General features: G+C 35.9%; 3 protein-coding genes and 1 pseudogene. All 4 read left to right on the forward strand.

Annotated features, from left to right (window positions below; translation table 11 throughout):
* On the forward strand, positions 1-379 hold a 379-nt coding region (locus tag FJR38_RS07025; protein WP_168536137.1), incomplete at its 5' end, for an RNA-guided endonuclease TnpB family protein.
* A 59-nt stretch (positions 380-438) separates the two neighbouring features.
* Positions 439-537 (forward strand): annotated as a pseudogene (locus FJR38_RS28260) (tetratricopeptide repeat protein); the annotation flags it as partial.
* Between the two features lie 90 nt (positions 538-627).
* Entirely contained in the window at positions 628-2,235 is a 1,608-nt protein-coding gene (locus FJR38_RS07030; protein ID WP_168536139.1) for an FkbM family methyltransferase, read from the forward strand.
* A gap of 267 nt (positions 2,236-2,502) precedes the next feature.
* The gene (locus FJR38_RS07035; protein WP_168536141.1) at positions 2,503-3,120 is read left to right on the forward strand and encodes a transposase; all 618 of its coding nucleotides are present in this window, start codon (positions 2,503-2,505) and stop codon (positions 3,118-3,120) included.
* Positions 3,121-3,300 lie beyond the last annotated feature (180 nt).

Raw genomic sequence — 3,300 nt, forward strand, 5'->3', positions numbered from 1 at the left:
ATCCTATGAAGATTTGAGAATTAAAAACATGGTGAAAAATCATTGTTTAGCTAAGTCAATAAATGACGCATCCTGGTATCAGTTCCGTGTCTGGCTTGAATATTTTGGAAAAGTATTCAAGAGAGTCACGGTGGCTGTTAATCCACAATATACTAGCCAGGAATGCTCTAGTTGCGGTGAAATTGTCAAGAAAACCCTATCTACTCGAACCCACGTTTGTAAGTGTGGATGCTTCATGGATAGAGATGAAAACGCAGCTAGAAATATCCTGAGTCGGGGATTGAGTACCGTAGGGCATACGGGAACTTTTGCGCTAGACGCAAGCAACGCTTGGGGAGATGAGACCCCTGCTCTGGTTGGAGAAATCCTGTCTCAGTAAGTCACGTCCTTGATTCAAGAATCTCAGTGTCTTTAGACCTGAGAGTGTCAAACTCTGGAGATACGAAAGGAGCGATCGCACTCATGGAGAGGTTGGTTAAGCTGTATCCTGATAGACAGGATTATAAAACTGTGTTGGCGGATGTGAAGAAGCAATAAACGTAAGATTAAATTATTTTATACTCTGCTATAATTAAGTTGATTACAAGTATTTTAATCTGTGTATTTGAAATTATAAAGGATTGATTTATGAATTCTTCTGCGACTAATGATAATTCTTATTGGCATTATATCCAAGCAATCTTACCATCAATTAGCAAAGATACCTTGGAAAAAATATCTGTCATTCTTGCAAATACATCTTGGGATGAACCAAATACTTCTGCTGATTGGAATAATATAGCAGTAGTAGCAATGACTGAAGCAGAACAGTGTAGCGATAATCTCACCATGCGTTCTGTCTATCTAGAAATGGCATTTGAAGCCTTAAATAATGGTTTTGAGCTAGATAGACATCCAATTTGTGCAGCCCATTTAGCTTTAGTTAATAGTTGGTTGGGAGAAAGATCAAAAGCTTTAGAAATAGCATTTGGTACATTTATTAACTCCTTACAATATGCTTACACTAGATCAGAGAATCATAATCCTTATTTAATCTATTTATTTACAAAAAATAAAAGACTTGCTGCTCATGATCAAAAATGTCTAGAGAAAATATTACTGTCTGAAAATAGTTATCAACAAGCATTATTTGTATTAAGTGATATTATATCTTGCTCACAAATTGCTTTTTACACTTCGGGAAGTCAGAGACTTTTATATTTAGCTAATCAAATTTTACCAAATTCAGTTAATCTGCATTTAAAGATAGGCATAGCTAATTTAATGGGTGGACAAGCGGAAGGTATTTTATATTTACACCAAGCTAGACATTTAGAACCAAGTTACGCACCGATTTTGCAGTCTCTATACTTAGCTTATCGAGATTTACAGCAGCTAGAAATTGCTAATCAATGGCGAGAATTTTCTAGTCAATTTTATCAGCAAGATCAGTTATCTCCTGATTGGAAATGGACGCAATTATCAGCAGATAACTTATTTACATATCTGCCTTTTGAAAGTGATTTTACCATAGCAGTTGAGCCAAGTTTACGGAGTATTGTTACCAGCGTATTACTAACTGAGCAAGATTGGTTTGAGAAAGAAATGGAATTTTGGCGCAATTACATCAAACCAGGAATGACGGTTATTGATGTTGGTGCTAATGTGGGTGTTTATACTTTTAGTGCTGCATTAAAAGTAGGAAAGACAGGACGAGTTTTAGCTATTGAACCCTTTTCTGGTTGTGTCCGTTGTTTGCAAGAAACCTGTAAAATTAATGAATTACCCTGGGTGAAAGTTTGTGCAGGTGCGGCTAGTGATAAGAATAGCACTGTTAAATTATTACTGCACTCTGCTAATGAACTAAACGAAATTATTTCAGGTGAAGCAGCAGCAGATATGCCTTCTGGCTCTTTTGAAGAAGTTCCCTGTTTTACTTTAGATAGTCTAATTGAGCAAGAAAATATTCAACAGGTTGATTTTCTGAAAATGGATGCTGAAGGGCATGAAATGGCTGTTTTAGCTGGTAGTCAGCAGTTAATAAATCAGTTTACACCAGTGATTCTCTATGAAAATATAGCAGGTAGCCAAGGTAGTAATATTGAGGTAGCAGAGTATTTACAGAGTATAGGATATCAGTTATTTTACTATCAGCCTTTCATGCAGAAATTCATCCCTGTTAATTTTTCCCAAGATTCTCACCAGCTAAATTTCATTGCTGTACCACCAGAGAAAATCTCAATGTTTAATCTCTAACTCATGCTCGTAGTGAGGACTTTAGTCCTCATTTCAATTTACATTAAGTATTTTTTCAAACACAAACTAGACAATCTCTCAAGAATGCGATCGCCAAATAAGGAATAAACTACATGATTTCTTAGTAAGGGCTTTCAGTACAGAGAGGACTAAAGTCCTGACTACAAACCAGACAATTTCCAAAGATTGCGATCGCTAAATAATGATTTGATTAAATTAGTCCGTAGTAGAGGCTTTAGCCCTAATATTTTAATCTAATTAAAATCTATGTACGAATATCGAAAACTTACAGATGAACAAAAAGCCGAACTATTGCAGTATCGTTTAAGTCAGGGTTATCCACCTCATTCACCACCACATCCAGTTAAAGATAGAGAATATTATTTATTAACAGCAGCTTGCTATGAACATCAATTTTATATGAGTTTGGAGTGTCGTCGTCAGCAGATGCTAAAGATGATATTTGATAAGTTTGGTGATGAGGGTAGTGCTGAAGAACTGACCACAAACATCAGGATTTGTGCCTGGGTAATTTTGCCTAATCATTATCATTTACTAGTGCAAATAAGAGAATTTGATGTTTTGAGTGAGTTATTTCGCAAAATACATGGTGTGCTTTCTCGTCAATGGAATCAAGAAGACAATGTAACTGGGCGAAAAATATGGTATCGTTGGGCAGATAGAGCTATTCGCTCCCAAAGACATTACTATACAAATCTTAACTATATTCATTACAACCCTGTAAAACACGGTTTAGTAAAATCACCTTATGATTGGGTTGAGAGTAGTGTTCACTGGTATTTAGAAACGAACGGACGGCAATGGTTACGTGATTCTTGGGTTGAATATCCCGTTAGAGATTATGGTAAAGATTGGGATAATTAGTTCGTAGTAAGCACTTTAGTGCTAAAATTTCAATGATTTTAATTGAGGACTAAAGTCCTAACTACGTACTTATTTACTATCAATGTACTTTTGCCATCATCTGTAAATAAGCATTCTCCATTTCCCGCGCAAATTTCTTCCCATTCCATAGGAATTAGTTCGTAGTAAGCACTTTAGTGC

Origin of the sequence: Anabaena sp. UHCC 0253 (assembly GCF_009712085.1) — a bacterium.
Lineage (GTDB): Bacteria > Cyanobacteriota > Cyanobacteriia > Cyanobacteriales > Nostocaceae > Dolichospermum.

Bases quoted from the DNA above. Each gene is read 5' to 3' on its own strand.
- FJR38_RS07030 (WP_168536139.1), top strand. From the start codon at position 628: ATGAATTCTTCTGCGACTAATGATAATTCTTATTGGCATTATATCCAA.
- FJR38_RS07035 (WP_168536141.1), top strand. From the start codon at position 2,503: ATGTACGAATATCGAAAACTTACAGATGAACAAAAAGCCGAACTATTG.